Here is a 14,044-nt window from a genome sequence, read left to right as displayed (position 1 = left end):
AGCATGATCCGGCCCTGTACGTTCGGCATCGAGGAAGAGTACCTGCTGGTGAACCTGGGCTCGGGTCAGGTTCCGGCCACACCGTCACCCGCGGTGATCGGGCGCTGCCGTGAAGCACTTGGCCGCTATTTCGCCCAGGAAATGTTCCGCAGCCAGATCGAGCTGGCGTCGCCGGTGTTCACCAACCTGCATGAAGCGCGTGAATTCTTCCAGCGCAGCCGTCAGCGGCTGCGCGTGGCATAGGCCGAAGAGGGGATGGGGCCATACGCTGCGGCCAGCCACCCCTGCGCCGCGTGGCTGCGGCAGAAGCCCGCGGCACAAGGGCACTATCAGCAGCTGTTCGATGACTACCGCCATGTGGCAAGGCGTAGCCTGCTCAATGGCCTGCATGTGCACGTTGGCGTGCCGCCAGCTTGTGACCGCATGCAACTGATCAACCGCCTTTTGCCCTGGTTACCGTTGTTGCTGGTGTTGAGCACTTCGTCGCCCCTGTGGGCTGGCCAGGCTACCGGGTACATGAGCTGTCGCCGTGTGATCTGTGGTGAGTGGCCGCACATGGGCTTGCCCGAAGCGTTGCCGGATTGGGCCGCCTATCAACGCTACCGTACCCTGTTGCAGCGCACCGGTGCACTGGCTGCCGATGGCGACCTTTGGTGGGCACTCCGGCCTTCGCGGCGCTATCCGACAGTGGAGTTGCGCATCTGCGATGGCTGCCCGAATCTGGAAGACGTTCTGTGCATTGCAGCACTGTTTCGCCACTTGGTTGAACACAGCATTGCCTACCGCCATGACCCGCTACCCTGCAGCCGCGAATTGCGCTGGATCGCCCAGGAGAACTACTGGCGTGCCATGCGCCATGGGCGCCACGCACACTTCATAGGTTGTCACGAGCAGCAGCCGGTCACGGCGCAAGGCTGGCTCGCCCAACTGCAGGCCCAGATACCCATAGACAGCGCGGACGCCGAGCGCGCCTGCCGGCACGCCCTGCACGTGCTGCGCCATGGCACCCATGCCGACCAGCAATTGCGCTGCCTGGCACAGGCCAGGGCAGACGGGCTTGGCAAAGGGCAGGCGCTACGCGCCGTGGTGGCTGCCGGGACTTGCATTTAGCCCGGGTTGACCGACAATGGCCGCGCCCTTTGCAGCCACTCGGAAACACCTGCTCCATGATGCTGATCAAGCAATTCCCCGACATTTCCCTGAATGACACGCTGTTCGTCTTTGCGCTTGAGGCCGAGGCTGGCGATGTCTTTACCGAGGTGAACACCGTGTTCACCGGCATTGGCAAGGTCAATGCCGCGATCGCCCTGACCAAGGCGATCGCCACGCGCAGGCCCAAGCTTATCGTCAACCTGGGCTCGGCTGGCAGCCAGCGTCATGGCAAGGGTGAAGTCGTGTGCTGTAACCGCTTCGTACAACGCGACATGGATGTGACCGCGCTGGGCTTTGCCCGCTATGAAACGCCCTTGTCCGACACCCCGGTGGTACTCGAACACGGGGCGGCAATACCCGGCCTGGCTGTGGAAACCTGTGGCAGCGGTGACAGCTTCGAGATCAACCATGGCGACGCGCCTTACGACGTGGTCGACATGGAAGCCTACGTGCTGGCACTGATCGCGCGTGGCGAAGGTATTCCGTTCGTGTGCCTGAAATACATTTCCGATGATGCCGGCAGCGAAGCCGCGGGGGATTGGACGGTGCAAGTGCACCTGGCGGCCGAAGCGTTCAAGCGGGTGCTGTTCAGCCAGGCGTGACGGTCGCCGCAGGGCAGGCCAGCTAAACCTTTGTCGCTCGGCGCAGTCACTTCTGGTATCAGCAGGCAACCCTGGGAGCACCCTCATGGCTCGGGCAATCTGGAAAGGCGCCATCAGTTTTGGCCTTGTGCACATCCCCGTGGCACTCAATACCGCCGTGCGCACCGAGCGTGTGGACTTCGACTGGCTGGACAAACGCAGCATGGAGCCGGTCGGCTACAAGCGGGTGAACAAGGTGACCGGCAAGGAAATCGACAAGGACAATATCGTCAAGGGCGTAGAGTTCGAGAAGGGCCGCTATGTGGTGATCAGTGAGGAGGAGATCCGCAAGGCCCGGCCCGAAGCGACCCAGACGATCGATATCTTTTCCTTTGTGGAAGCGGGCGATATTCCGCTGCAGCATTTCGATACGCCGTACTACCTGACCCCGGACCGCCGTGGCGGCAAGGTGTACGCCTTGCTGCGCGAGACGCTGGAAAAGACCGGCAAGGTGGCACTGGCCACCGTGGTATTGCATACCCGGCAGCACTTGGCGCTGCTGCGGCCGCTGAACCAGGCGCTGGTGATGATCACCTTGCGCTGGCCTGAAGAGGTGCGCGGGCTGGAAACGCTGGAGCTGGATGCCAGCGTGACCGACAGCAAGGTGGAGAAGCGTGAGCTGGAGATGGCCAAGCGCCTGGTAGAGGACATGAGCGGGCCCTGGAAGCCTGAGGATTATCACGACGCCTTTCGCCAGACAATCATGGACCTGGTGGAAGAGAAGGCCAGCAAGGGCAAGATCGAGGCGGTGGAGAAGGGCGACGCAGGAGGGGCCGAGAAAGGTGCGGACATCCTCGACCTGACCGAACTGCTCAAGCGCAGCCTGGGTGGCAAGAAACCGGTGAAGAAGACGCGAAAGGCCTCATGAACATGGCCAAGACCATTAAGGTCAAGACTGCGCCTGCAACCCCGCCAGGTAATCACCAAACCCTTCGCGGGCGCGGCTGTCACGTCGACTGCTGGTGGCCACACTATGCCTGGCGGTCCAGACGATCTGGGCGCCGCTGGCCTGCAGGTCACTGACCAGTTGCACATCTTCATGCGCCGCTAGGGGCTGAAAGCCACCCACACGCTCATAGGCATCGGCACATACCCCCAGGTTTGCGCCGTGCACATGCCGATGCCCTTCACACGCCTGGTAGCGGCTCTGGTAGAGCTTGCGCAGCGCGGCTGTCTGCCAGGGTTGCCAGTACTCGACATGCACGGTGCCGCAAACCACCTCGGCGCTACAGGCCAGCTGCGACAGCAGCCAGTGCGCCGGGACCCGGCTGTCCGCATCGGTGCATGCCAACCACGTGGCGCCTCGCGCGACCATGTGCGCCGCGCCCACGCGACGTGCCATGCCGACATTACCGGCATCCACCTCCAGTAGGTGTACGCCGAAACGCCGCGCCACGGCGGCGCTGCCGTCACTGCAGCGGTCCAGTACCACCAGCACTTCCACGTGCAGCCCCGACTGCTGCGCCTGCTGGGCAGCGATCAGCACTGCCCGCAGGCATCGCCCAAGGCGGCGGGCTTCGTTGTGTGCAGGGATGACAACGGCAATCATGGGCACGTCTCGTCGAGGTCGACAACGCTTGGCTGGCATGACCAGTACTCCAGCAAAAAGTCCGCCTCCTCATGGCGGAACTGCTGATGCAACGGCAAATGCCGGGTCAACAGGCGGTGCACGTCGCGACCGTCCTGCGGGCAACCCGCGATAGGGTGCTTCCAGTGGCAGGCCAGTAACGCGCCGTCGTAGGTAAGGCTGGCCACCGATTGTTCGATCACCTGCAGCCAGTCGGTGGGATCAAGGTAGTAACCCACCTCGCTGAGCACGATCAGGTCAAAGCGGCCGCCGGGCCAGTCCCCCGGTAACCGGGCCCGTTCGACCGAGGCATTGTGCACGTGAGCCAGGCGTTCACGGGCCAGGCCTACGGCCGTCGGGTCCAGGTCCTGGCACAGCAGTTCGGCACAACGCTCGGCCAGCAGCGCGCTGAGCTCGCCATTTGCGCAAGCAGGCTCGAATACGCGCTGATAGCACTGGCGTGGCAGGCTGGCCATCACCAGCTCGCGTTTGCGCCTCTCGTACCAGCGGGTGCGAAAGGCCCAAGGGTCTTCATGGGTGGCGTATAGCTCGGCAAAGTACTGTGGATCGAGGCTCATGACAGCTCCACTCAAAGGAACACCAGTTCGAAAGGTTGCAGAAGGCAATCCAGCAGGTGCGGCGGTAGCACCGGCGGCTGCTCGCCGTCCGGCTGCAGCTGGCTGACGTGGGCGGCCAAGGCCTTGCGCTTGCGTGCCAGACGGCTTTCATCGAGCTGCACGCGGTGCGCACGGGGCCATGGCAGGCGCGGGTCGTCAGGCTCAGCCCAGTGCCAGGCCCAGACCGGTACCTCAGCCAATTGCACCCCACGGGCTGCAGCCGCCTGCGCAGCGGCGCGGCCGACGACCTCGTGATCGCAATGGCCATCACTGCGCCAGGTGGCCATCAGCAGGTCATTGGGGCGAAGTAACTGCGTGAGGTGACTGGCCAGAAACGCTTCTTCGCGCGGCAACTGGCCGTCCTTCAGATGGAGCCTGCGCCAGTCCAGGCGCTCAAGGTCAAGGTCGAGCTGTTGCAGGGCCTGTCGGCTTTCCTGGGGGCGCTGGCGGCGCAAGCGATGTTCGGTCCAGTGGCTGGAGCCGGGGTGGCTGCCTTCGCCGTCGGTGGCGGAGATCAGCACCAGCTCGTCCTCGCGCCCTTTGAAGCCTGCCAGCAGGCCGCCAGCCATGAGAATTTCGTCATCCGGGTGCGGCGCAATCAATACCAGCCGGCGCCCCGGCGGGCACAGTTGGCGTGAATCGAGCCAGGTTGCACGCGCCAGGTGCGCGCTATGCTGCCAGGCTGTCCAGGGCGTGCCACCGGCGGACTGGATCAGGTTCTGGTTCATAGCTGCCATACCCCCGCTGGCAAGTGGGCCAACTGCTGGCCCAGCATCGCCAGATCGCGCTCGGCATGGCTCTGACGCAGGAACACCGGCAGGTCGGCGCTCAGCCGGGCAAAATGACTGCTGCGACAGAACGGCGTGGCCCCCAAGGCACGCCCGACGTGGCTGATGACCTGCTCTACGGCCTGTTCTACCTGGGCGCGGGTGCGGCGAACTTCGAAACTGGCATCCACACCGGGCTGCTGATCGATCCAGGCAGCACATTCACGCAATGACGCACGGGCGCCATGCAACGCAGCATCCACAGCGCCCAGATGCGCATCGGCATGCGGGTCTGGGCGGGGTTTGCGGCACTGTTCACGCAGGTAATCCGCCAGCGCCTCGGCCGCGCCGTACCAGCAGGCGGCGATACCCGCACCGCCTTGCCAGAAGCCAGGGCGCGAGAGGTATTGGCCCGGCGCGCCGATGAGCGTGCCTGGGGTATCGTTGAACGCCACCTCGACACTGGCGGTAGTGGCCATGCCAACGGCCTGCCAGTGCTCGATGTTCAGGCCCTGGCTTGGCTGTGACAGCTCGATTGCCACCAATTGCGGCTGCTCGGCCTCATCCCAGGCAGTAATCAGCGCGCGATCGATCTGCAAGGCACCGGAACACCAGGCCTTGGTGCCACTCAGGTGCACCTGGTCGCCTTCACGCGCAGTGATGTGGACTCGCGCATCGGGCGGCTCTGCCGCCCATACGCCCCAGATGCCGTCGTTGGCGTGGTGCGCTGCGCCGCATTCCGCCAGGATCGCCAAGGCATCGGTATGGCCCTCATAGAGCTTGGCCAGTGCCAGGTCACAGCCGGCCACCCGTGCCAAGGTCTGCCAGCGACGCAAGGTGTTGCCTTGCCCCGGCAGCGGCAGCAGGTCGAGGTGATCAGCTTGCAGCGCCTGGATCAATTGCGGCAATTGGGTATCGAGGTTGAGCGGTAGCTGGCGTTCGCCAAAGGTGCGTAAAAGGCGGTCAAGGGTGGTCAGGTTGAAGTCCTGAACGATGCTCATGGGCGGGCCTCCCGGGTCGTGTCCAATCGCTTGGGCGTCATCATTCGAGCCCTAGTTGCTTGCGCATGCGCGCGGTGATCGACTGGCGTACCTTGCCCATGTCGGCCCAAGGGTCGTCGACCTCCGCCAGACGCTCGTGCAGGTTGGTGATGTTCCATTGGTTGGCGGCCTTGATTTGCGCCAGTTCCTCACGCCAGATAGGTACCGATACTGGCAGCCCGTCACGGGCTCGCAGTGAATAGGCGCACGCCGTGGTAGCGCCCTTGCCATTGCGCAGGTAGTCGATGAAGATGCGTCCCACGCGATTTTTCGGCCCCGACACCGCGCTCAGGCGCTCCGGAAACAGCTTGGCCAGGTAATTGACGATGGCGTGGCTGAAGTCCTTGACTTCGTCCCAGCCGGCACGTCGGGTCAAGGGCACAACCACGTGAATACCCTTGCCACCACTGGTTTTCAGGAACACCTTCAGGCCCAGTTCATCCAGCAGGGTGAGGGCCAGTTGGGTCGCCTCCACCATCGCCTTCCAGGGCAGCGCAGGATCAGGGTCCAGGTCGAGGACAAAACGGTCCGGCTTGTCGAAATCCTTGTCCGTGGCGTTCCAGGTGTGCAGTTCCAGCGTATTCATCTGCACCGCGCCCAGCAGCGTGTCCGGGCGATTGATGACCATCGCCGCCTGGCCTGCCTCGGCCTTTTCATAACTGAGCACGTTGGGTATGTGCAGCTGGCCCGCGTTTTTCTGGAAGAACAGCTCGCCACCCAAGCCGTCCGGGGCGCGCACCAATGCCACCGGGCGGTGCTTGAGCTGTGGCAGGATCCACTGGCTGATGCCAGCGTAATACTCGGCGACTTCGCGCTTGGTCACACCCGTGGTGGGGTCGATGACCCGGTCGGGGTGGGTCAGCCGCAGTTCACCCAGGTTCTCAGACGCCTTGGCCTGCTTGTTGCGGTTGGATACAGTTTTTGCGGGCATGGCGCGCTCCAGGTCAATGGCGGTGGCCGCCTTGTCATCGCGCAGGCCGTGGAACACCGAATGCCGCACGATGCCGTCACGGGTCATCTGGGCAAAGGCGACTTCAGCCAACAACTGCGGCCGCAGCCAGTGCACACCACGCGCTTCGGCTCCGGCAGGTGGCGAGGGCAGGGCAGGGCAGGCGATTTCCAAGGGCTTGAGCCGCGTGTGGATGCTGGCCAGTGTCGTGGTGTTGAAGCCGGTACCAACCTTGCCGGCATAGCGCAGCTCGCCACGCTCATTGTCGTGCAGGGCCAGCAGCAGGGCACCGAAGCCGCTGCGACTGCCTTTGGGGTCGGTGTAGCCGACGATCACGAATTCCTGGCGTTGCTTGCACTTGAGCTTGATCCAGTCTGGGCTACGGCGGCCGCTGTAAACACTGTCAGCACGCTTGCCGATCAGGCCTTCCAGCTTCAGCCGGCAGGCACTGTCGAGTAGCGATTCGACAGGTTCGTCGAAGTCGGCGGAATACTTGATGAAGTCGGAATGGTTGTGCTCAAGCAGTTGGCGCAACGTATCGCGGCGGTGCTGCAGCGGTAGCTGTCGCAGGTCCTGACCGCGCAGAAATGGCAGGTCGAACAGGTAATAGGTGATGCGTTCGTCGTGCTCGGTATCGAAGGCGTTCTGCAACGCCTGGAAGTCAGCCATGCCATTCTCATCAGCCACCACCATTTCGCCATCGAGCCAGGCCGAGTCGATACCGAGCGCGCGCAGGGCAGCCACCTGCCGGGGCATCTTGCTGCTCCAGTCATGGCCGTTGCGGGTGAACAGGCGGATGTCCTGGCCCTCTATTCGGGCCAGGATACGGTAGCCATCGAACTTGACTTCGTAGCGCCAGTCGCCGCTGGGTGGAGAATCCACCAACGTTGCCAGCTGTGGCTGTAGCTGTGCTGGCAAGGGGGCAGCCTGAACTTTGTCGGCGCGTTTACGGCTGCTGCGCGGGGCAGTGGCTTTTTTTGCAGCGGATTTGCGTGGCACCAGCGTGCGCTCGCTGAGCACGCTGTCGGGCAGGGCCTCGACAATGCTGTACTCGGTTTCGCTGCGCGCCTGGGCGTCGTGCGACTTGACCAGCATCCATTGTTCTTTCTTGCCGGCCAGGTGGGTGCGAAACAGGTTCCACACGCCGGCTAGCTTCTCGCCTTGCAGGCGGAAACGCAGCTTGCCTTTGACGTAGGCTTCATGGGCATCGCCTTCAGGCTCCCAGATACCGCGGTCCCAGACGATCACATCGCCTGCACCATAGTGGCCTTCAGGGATATGGCCCTCGAAATCGGCGTAGTCCAACGGATGGTCCTCCACATGCACTGCCAGGCGGCGCACCTTAGGGTCCAGCGATGGGCCTTTGGGGATCGCCCAGCTTTTCAGGGTCCCGTCGAGCTCGAGGCGGAAGTCGTAGTGCAGGTGACTGGCGTCGTGCTTCTGGATGCAGAACTGCAGCGCATGGGCCCGCTTGCCACGTTTGCGTTTGCCGCTGGGCTCGGGCGTGGCGTTGAAGTCGCGCTTGCGCGCATATTCCTGCAGGGGCTTGGCCATGGCGGGCTCCGGGCAGATCACAGTCTCTAAGGTGGGAGGTGCCGGCCGAGGCGGTAGTTCAAAAAACTCTGAATCTTCCGTGAGCGGGTGCAGTCGACCGAATGAAGCCACCTGATGGAGAACGCACATGACCCGACCCGATGCACCTAAGCCATACACCCCCACCGAAATCGATGACACCGAAGACCGCATGGGCAGCGTGCATGAGCTGGATTTCGATGAACGCCTGGATGAGCGCGAAGGGCGTGTGGGCGACGAACGACCCGCCGCCGAGATCGCCCGTGAGTTCCCACCCCAGCGCGTGGCACACAGTGGCATGACCGGCGGCGAAACGCTGAGTGACAGCCTGCATGAGGACAATGTCACCTACGACGATTTGAGCCCGGACACCCTGCTGGACGAAACCGGTGCCCGCGACCCTCACGAACCGGGCGGCAGTGACGGCCCGGCAGACCAGCGTCTGCGCGAGGTGGATGCCGATGAGATCGGTGGCGGCATTGGCCTGGACGAGGCCGAATTGGCCCGATCCGCTCCGCTGGATGGGGTGCCCTGGACCGATGATGTGATAGACGACGAGGAGAGCAAGCCATGAACGAACAACGCTGCGCCTGCACGCACTGCTCCTGCACGGTGGATGCCAATGCCTTGCAACGCGACGGCAAGGCCTATTGCTGCGAGGCCTGCGCCAGCGGCCACCGCAAGGGTGAGCCATGCCGGATGCAGGACTGCCATTGTGGTGATAAGCCCGGCGAGAGCGCGGTAGACAATGCGCTGGATGAAACCTTTCCAGCGAGTGATCCGATTTCACCCTGAAGCCAGTAGGCGGGCAGCCCTTTCACCCGATCGCCCAGTTCTTTGGGCCTCGGGTGTTGCGCGGGGTTGGTTTCTTGGCGCGCCCCCCGTAGGAGCGGGTTCACCCGCGAACACCGGCAAAGCCGGTGCCATGCAACGTGCTGCCTGCTTCGCGGGTAAACCCGCTCCTACATTTACGGCGCATGTCTTGCGCCGGGTTGGTTTCTTGGCGCGCCCCCCCGTAGGAGCGGGTTCACCCGCGAACACCGGCAAAGCCGGTGCCACGCAGCCAGCTCCAGCGCACACGGCCCCTTTCAGGTCTGAGCAGGCTTGTCGCGCCGGCGCATGGCTTTGGCGCGCTTTTCCAGGATCAGGTAGGTCACCACCGCCAACAGCAGCGGAATCAGGTAGTACAACGTGCGGTAGCCGAGCAGGGCAGCCACCAGCGTGCCCTGGGCCATCTGCCCGTGCAGCAGGGCCAGAAACACCGCTTCCAGCACGCCCAGCCCCGCAGGAATATGCGCCACCACACCGGCCACGCAACTGATCAGCAGGATGCCGAGAATCGATGGGTAGAACGCTTCACCCGGCAGCAACCAGAAGATCAGCAGGGCCATCAGTGCCCAGTTGCTGGCACCCAGCGCCACCTGGCACAGCGCCAGACGCAGCGAGGGCAGGGTCACTTCGTGGTCGCGCCAGCGCCAGGTGCGCTTCTTGGCAAAACCACAGGCCAGCAGGTAGCCGCCTGCAATCGCCAGCAACAGCAGGCCGATCAGGCGCAGGCCTGTAGTGCCCACCGCCCAGTTGCCGGGCATCTCGACCAGGCCCAGGGCAAATACGGTGCCGGCCAGCAGCATATAGCCCATCCAGTTGGTCAACAGCCCCAAGGTGAGGATTCGCGTAATGGTCGCGGTATCCAGGCCCAGTCGACCATAGAGTCGGTAGCGCAAGGCAACCCCGCCTACCCAGGTCGTGAAATTGAGGTTGAACGCGTAGCACACGAACGCGACGGGCAATACCTGCCGGGCAGGTAGCGTATGGCCGGTGTAAGCCCGGGCCAGCAGGTCGTAACTGGCGAACGCGAGGTAGCTGCTCAACGCGATCGCCAAGCCGATGGCAAGGGTGCCAGGCTTGTAGGCCAGCAAAGACTGGCGCACTTCGTTCCAGTCCAGGTTGCGCGCCAGCAGGTACAACAGCACAGGGATCAGGATCAGAAACGCGAGTGTGAGCAGACGTTTGCCCCACGTTTGCCAGCTTTTGCGCGCCATCAGGAGTTGCCCTCGTGCAAGTTGCCATGAGGTTCGGCTTCCGGCTGCACCGAGCGCAAACGCTGCCGGTGCGCTGGGAACCAGCCCGCAATGCGCGGGAAGTGGCGGATCACGTGGAAGCACACGAAGATCAACGGTGCTCGCCACCAGTAGCCGCGAATCATGCGCTCCAAGGTGACCGGTTTGCATTGCTCGCTGGCCAGTGCCTGCAGATGCTGGTGCAGTTGCTGGTTGAAGGCCCGATCACGAATGAACAGGTTGGCCTCCAGGTTGAACGACAGGCTGAGGGGGTCGAGGTTGCTGGAGCCGACGGTGGCCCATTGGTCGTCCACCAGTGCCACCTTGCCGTGCAACGGCCGCTGGCAGTACTCATGGATCTTCACCCCGTCGCGCAGCAGGTAGTTGTACAGCAGGCGCGACAATGCACGGACCCAGCGCATGTCGGGCTGGCCCTGCAAGATCAACCGAACCTCCACGCCACGCCGGGCCGCGTTGCGCAGCTCACGCATCAGTCGGTAGCCTGGAAAGAAATACGCATTGGCGACCACAATGCGTTGCCGGGCTTTACGAAACGCCTGAAGGTAGTGTGCCTCGATATCGGTGCTGCGCATGCCGTTGTCACGCTCGATCAACACCGCACTGCTGCTTCCGGCGGGCTCGGTAACCGGGCGTACTGCACTGGGGGGCTGCAGCACGGGAGACATCAGGCGCTTACTGGCTGCATGTACCTGCGCCACGACCGGCCCAGTGACCTCCACGGCATAGTCCTGCTTGGCCATGGCACCAAAGTCGCCTAAATGGTCGGCGCTGTAGTTGATACCGCCGATGAAGGCCCGTTCACCATCGACCACCACGATCTTGCGGTGCAAACGGCGAAACAGGTTGGTGCGCATGCCCAACAACAGGGGCTGTGGATCGAACGCATGAAAGCTTACACCCGCGTCGGTCATCGCTGAAATGAACTCAGCCGGCAGCTCGGCTGTGCCGTAGCCATCCGCGGCCACTTCCACGCGCACACCGCGCCGGGCCGCCTCGATCAACACCTGCTGCAATTGCTTGCCCACTTTGTCGTCGAAGATGATGAAGGTTTCCAGCAATATTTCTTCCCGCGCCTGGGCCATGGCCTCGAACACGCGGGGGTAGTACTGCTCGCCATTGATCAGCAACTGCACACTGTTGCCATCTACCCAAGGTCGGTTCACAGGTTGATCTCCGCAGCCAGTGGTACGTGGTCGGACAAATGCGACCACGGGTATTTGGACAGCACCTGGGCCGCGCCCGGCATCGCGTTTCGCAAGTAGATGCGGTCCAGGCGCAACAACGGCAGGCGCGCGGGAAAACTGCGCGCCGGGGTGCCGAAGGCTTCTGTCAGGTGTTCGCTGAGCACCGCGTCCGCCTTCAACCGCCAGTCGTTGAAATCGCCGGCGATGATGACCGGCGCGTTGGGCGGCAGGCTGGCCAGCAGGTCCAGCATCAGCTTCACCTGGCGCTGCCGGTGTGCTTCGCGCAGGCCCAGGTGTACGCATACCGCATGCACCTCGTCATGGCCCGGCACCTCCAGCTGGCAATGTAGCAGGCCACGTTGTTCATTGCCCTGCACCGACACATCCAGGTTGTTGAAGCGGCTGATGGGGAATTTCGACAACAGCGCGTTGCCGTGGTCGCCATGGGGATACACCGCATTGCGGCCATAGGCGAACTGCGGCCACATGCTGTCGGCCAGAAACTCGTACTGCGGTGTTTCGGGCCAGGCAGGGTGGCGCAAGGCGTGCTGCTGGTGACTGCCGTGCACCTCTTGCAAGAACACCAGGTCGGCGCCGGTGGCACGAACAGCCTCGCGCAACTCGGGCAAGATGAAGCGACGGTTGAAGAAGGTGAAGCCTTTGTGCACGTTCAGCGTCAACACATTGAGCCGGCGTACAGCGGTCACCTTGTCGATGATGCAGCGTGGGGCGGGCAGGGGCTTGTTCACAAGGCCACCTCCGGCACCACGCCTGGCTCGGTCATCAGCTCATGGTCCAAGGACAGCTTTTCCAGCAAGCGCCTGGCGTCGTATGGCGCGTGAACCTTCTGGTCATTGTCGAAGTAGCAGTACACATCCCGTGCCGCACACCGAGGCGGCGGCCCCGGCACGATCAGGCGGGCATCGTCCGCCTGCTTACCTTCACTCCATTGTTGGATACGCTGCTTCCAGCGCCGCAGCGCGCGTGCGGTATATCCGCTGCTGTAAAGCTCCACATCCCCGTGCAGGCGCATGTAGACGAAGTCGGCGGTCACATCTTCGACACAGGGCCATTTGCCGGCGCTGTCGGCCACTACCAGCGCCACGCGATGCTTGCGTAACAGCTTGATGAAGGCTTCGCAGAGGAAACTCTCGTGGCGGATTTCCACGGCGTGACGCAAGCGAGCATTGCCCTTAATAGCAAGGCTGCCATTACCCTTCAGGCGCTCGGCGCAGCCTTGGGCGCGTTCAAGGGCCGCTTTGCGGGTGTGTGGCAGCAGCGCCAGAAATCGGGCAAAACGGTCTTCATCGAACTTCATGTTGGGAGGGAACTGCCACAGGAACGGCCCGAGCTTTTCGCCCAACAGCAGCGGCCCGGAGGCGAAAAAATTGGCCACTGGCTCTTCGATGTCCTTCAGCCGCCGCACATGGGTGATATAACGCGGCCCCTTGACCGCGAACACGAAGCCGTCCGGCGTTTCTTCACGCCAGCCCAGATAGCGCTCGGGCGTTTGCAGGCTGTAGAACGAGCCATTGATCTCGATGCTGTTCACCGCCCGTGAAGCGAATGCCAGTTCATCGTCCTGTCTCAGGCCTTTGGGGTAGAAGTCCTTGCGCCAGGGGCCATAGCGCCACCCGGAGATACCGATGCGAATATCGCTCACGCTGCCGTCCTCACTGCCGGTTCCTTGTTCGGTCGCTCTGAAAGTGCGACCGGCAAAGGCCGGCGAGGGTTCACAACGCTTGACCAACGGAAATGCTGACGCCGAGTTGAACTTTGCGGCAGCTGGCGTCTCCACCGCATACCCGTTTCCTGGCAGGGTGCCCGGATGACATTCGAGCCTTTCTCCCACTGCCAGATGGCCGGGCTGGGCAACGATGTGCAAAAGCACAAGCAATGACCTGCCACCCGCGGAGGCAAGCATGGCCAGACATATCATCCACTTCACCGGGCCGATCAATTCGTCTACCTGCGGCAACCTGATCACGACCTGCTCACGGGCATTGCAACAGGGTGCCGAGCTTCTGCAACTGAACATCGCCACCATGGGCGGCGAATGCAGCTATGGCTTTACCCTGTACAACTTTCTGCGGGGGTTACCCGTAGAGGTGCATACCCACAACCTGGGTACGGTGGAATCCATGGGCAATATCCTCTTCCTTGCCGGAGCGCGACGCACGGCTTGCAGTTTCAGCAAGTTTCTTTTCCACCCGTTTCATTGGACCTTGCATGGTTCGGTGGACCATTCGCGGATGTCCGAGTATGCGATGAGCCTGGATTACGACCTGCGCCTGTATGCGCAGATCGTGGCCGAGCGCACCAAAGGCGCGGCCGAGGTCCTGGATGTACCGCGCTATCTAATGGCCTATCCAAGGATTCTGGCGCCGCGGGAGGCGCTGGAAAACGGAATGATCCATGCCATCGACGAGATGCCGATCGCGTCAGACGCCGTTCAGTGGAGTGTGCACGCCTAG

Annotated in this window: 14 protein-coding genes and 1 pseudogene; 6 read left to right on the top strand and 9 right to left on the bottom strand. The window is 63.0% G+C overall.

All coding sequences use genetic code 11. The features are described from left to right. Positions 1-3: 3 nt before the first annotated feature. The 3 genes and pseudogenes from REH59_RS15095 to REH59_RS15085 all read left to right on the top strand — a co-directional run bounded on the left by REH59_RS15095 (position 4) and on the right by REH59_RS15085 (position 2,661). Positions 4-1,110 (top strand): annotated as a pseudogene (locus REH59_RS15095) (carboxylate-amine ligase). Positions 1,111-1,166: 56 nt separating this feature from the next. Next, the gene (locus REH59_RS15090) at positions 1,167-1,754 is read left to right on the top strand and encodes a nucleosidase (RefSeq protein ID WP_014862011.1); all 588 of its coding nucleotides are present in this window, start codon (positions 1,167-1,169) and stop codon (positions 1,752-1,754) included. 85 nt (positions 1,755-1,839) lie between these two features. Further along, positions 1,840-2,661, top strand: coding sequence for a Ku protein (locus tag REH59_RS15085; RefSeq protein ID WP_014862010.1), 822 nt, complete (start codon positions 1,840-1,842; stop codon positions 2,659-2,661). A gap of 21 nt (positions 2,662-2,682) precedes the next feature. Here REH59_RS15085 and REH59_RS15080 read toward each other — a convergent pair whose 3' ends face one another. Genes REH59_RS15080 through ligD form a run of 5 tightly spaced genes read right to left on the bottom strand, consistent with a single transcriptional unit; the run spans position 2,683 to position 8,287 of the window. Next, complete coding sequence (locus REH59_RS15080; RefSeq protein WP_014862009.1) at positions 2,683-3,342, bottom strand: glycosyltransferase; 660 nt, start codon at positions 3,340-3,342, stop codon at positions 2,683-2,685. Beyond that, complete coding sequence (locus tag REH59_RS15075; protein WP_004374471.1) at positions 3,339-3,938, bottom strand: class I SAM-dependent methyltransferase; 600 nt, start codon at positions 3,936-3,938, stop codon at positions 3,339-3,341. The genes REH59_RS15080 and REH59_RS15075 overlap by 4 nt, the downstream gene beginning before the upstream one ends. 11 nt (positions 3,939-3,949) lie before the next feature. Next, the gene (locus REH59_RS15070; protein ID WP_004374473.1) at positions 3,950-4,705 is read right to left on the bottom strand and encodes a PIG-L deacetylase family protein; all 756 of its coding nucleotides are present in this window, start codon (positions 4,703-4,705) and stop codon (positions 3,950-3,952) included. After that, positions 4,702-5,745: an acyl-CoA dehydrogenase family protein gene (locus REH59_RS15065; protein WP_014862008.1), complete on the bottom strand. Its 1,044-nt coding sequence runs from the start codon at positions 5,743-5,745 to the stop codon at positions 4,702-4,704. The genes REH59_RS15070 and REH59_RS15065 overlap by 4 nt, the downstream gene beginning before the upstream one ends. A gap of 40 nt (positions 5,746-5,785) precedes the next feature. Beyond that, positions 5,786-8,287, bottom strand: a complete 2,502-nt coding sequence (gene ligD / locus REH59_RS15060) for a DNA ligase D (RefSeq protein ID WP_014862007.1) — start codon at positions 8,285-8,287, stop codon at positions 5,786-5,788. Between the two features lie 127 nt (positions 8,288-8,414). Here ligD and REH59_RS15055 point away from each other — a divergent pair, with 127 nt between their 5' ends. Both REH59_RS15055 and REH59_RS15050 read left to right on the top strand, forming a co-directional pair. Continuing rightward, the gene (locus REH59_RS15055; RefSeq protein WP_014862006.1) at positions 8,415-8,879 is read left to right on the top strand and encodes a hypothetical protein; all 465 of its coding nucleotides are present in this window, start codon (positions 8,415-8,417) and stop codon (positions 8,877-8,879) included. Next, entirely contained in the window at positions 8,876-9,100 is a 225-nt protein-coding gene (locus tag REH59_RS15050; RefSeq protein ID WP_014862005.1) for a metallothionein, read from the top strand. Before REH59_RS15055 ends, REH59_RS15050 begins: the two co-directional genes overlap by 4 nt. Positions 9,101-9,393: 293 nt before the next feature. Here REH59_RS15050 and REH59_RS15045 read toward each other — a convergent pair whose 3' ends face one another. The 4 genes from REH59_RS15045 to REH59_RS15030 are packed head-to-tail and all read right to left on the bottom strand — an operon-like array spanning position 9,394 to position 13,368. After that, positions 9,394-10,347, bottom strand: a complete 954-nt coding sequence (locus REH59_RS15045) for a lysylphosphatidylglycerol synthase domain-containing protein (protein WP_014862004.1) — start codon at positions 10,345-10,347, stop codon at positions 9,394-9,396. Continuing rightward, positions 10,347-11,549 (bottom strand): cardiolipin synthase ClsB, encoded by a 1,203-nt coding sequence (clsB, locus tag REH59_RS15040; protein ID WP_014862003.1) that lies wholly within the window; start codon positions 11,547-11,549, stop codon positions 10,347-10,349. Before clsB ends, REH59_RS15045 begins: the two co-directional genes overlap by 1 nt. Then, positions 11,546-12,319: an endonuclease/exonuclease/phosphatase family protein gene (locus tag REH59_RS15035; RefSeq protein WP_004374485.1), complete on the bottom strand. Its 774-nt coding sequence runs from the start codon at positions 12,317-12,319 to the stop codon at positions 11,546-11,548. The genes clsB and REH59_RS15035 overlap by 4 nt, the downstream gene beginning before the upstream one ends. Further along, positions 12,316-13,368, bottom strand: coding sequence for a DUF72 domain-containing protein (locus REH59_RS15030; RefSeq protein WP_004374486.1), 1,053 nt, complete (start codon positions 13,366-13,368; stop codon positions 12,316-12,318). The genes REH59_RS15035 and REH59_RS15030 overlap by 4 nt, the downstream gene beginning before the upstream one ends. A 124-nt stretch (positions 13,369-13,492) precedes the next feature. Between REH59_RS15030 and REH59_RS15025 the strand changes: the two genes are divergently transcribed. Beyond that, positions 13,493-14,044, top strand: coding sequence for an ATP-dependent Clp protease proteolytic subunit (locus tag REH59_RS15025; protein ID WP_014862002.1), 552 nt, complete (start codon positions 13,493-13,495; stop codon positions 14,042-14,044).

It is taken from the genome of Pseudomonas sp. BO3-4, from assembly GCF_034044115.1.
Lineage (GTDB): Bacteria > Pseudomonadota > Gammaproteobacteria > Pseudomonadales > Pseudomonadaceae > Aquipseudomonas > Aquipseudomonas alloputida.
Note: the sequence above shows the minus strand (reverse complement) of the source record. Positions and strands in the feature narration are given on the sequence as shown.